The 746-nt window shown below is 68.6% G+C and carries 2 protein-coding genes; both read left to right on the top strand.

Going from position 1 to position 746, the window contains the following annotated elements:
* Positions 1–412 (top strand): TerB family tellurite resistance protein (locus QK442_RS36240; RefSeq protein WP_282698397.1); only part of this gene is annotated, 412 nt, incomplete at its 5' end.
* Positions 413–457: 45 nt separating this feature from the next.
* A complete protein-coding gene (locus QK442_RS36235; protein ID WP_282698396.1) occupies positions 458–721 on the top strand; it encodes a GlsB/YeaQ/YmgE family stress response membrane protein in 264 nt (87 codons plus the stop codon).
* Positions 722–746 lie beyond the last annotated feature (25 nt).

The following is a 746-nucleotide window of genomic DNA, read 5'->3' as shown; positions in this document are numbered from 1 at the left end:
GACGCAGCTGGTGGCGAAGAAGAACGACCTCAAGTCCGGGGCCTTCCGCGACGCCTCCATGGCGATGTGCGCCCTCGTGGCCGCGGCGGACGGCACGGTCGACCCCTCCGAACGGCAGCGGGTCGCCCAGCTGATCGCCACCAACGAGGTGCTGCAGAACTTCGACGCGACCGATCTCCAGCGCCGGTTCGACGAGAACCTGAACAAGCTGGCCGCCGACTTCGACTTCGGCAAGGTCGGTGTGCTCCAGGAGATCGCCAAGGCGAAGAAGAAGCCGGCGGAGGCCCGCGCCGTGATCCAGATCGGCATCGTGATCGGCGGCGCCGACGGCGACTTCGACAAGGCCGAGCAGGCCGTCGTGCGCGAGGCGTGTTTCACCCTCGACCTGCCGCCGCACGAGTTCGACCTGTAACCGGTACCGGAGTTACCGCCGGACGAAGCAGGGAAAGGGACAGGTATGGAGATCTCGGGCATCATCAGCGCGATCGTCATCGGTGTCGTCATCGGTACCCTCGGGCGGCTCGTCCTGCCCGGCCGGCAGCGGATCGGCGTCCTGTGGACGATCGCCGTCGGCATCGTCGCCGCCCTCGTCGGCACCGCCCTCGCGGCGGGCCTGGGGGTCGCGGACACCAAGGGAATCGACTGGATCGAATGGACCCTCCAGATCGGCCTCGCGGCGGCAGGCATCACCGCCCTGGAAAGGTACAAGGCGCGCGCCTGAGCAAGAGGACGGGGCCGCCGCCCTG

This window comes from Streptomyces sp. CC208A (assembly GCF_030010625.1).
GTDB lineage: Bacteria > Actinomycetota > Actinomycetes > Streptomycetales > Streptomycetaceae > Streptomyces.
Note: the sequence above shows the minus strand (reverse complement) of the source record. Positions and strands in the feature narration are given on the sequence as shown.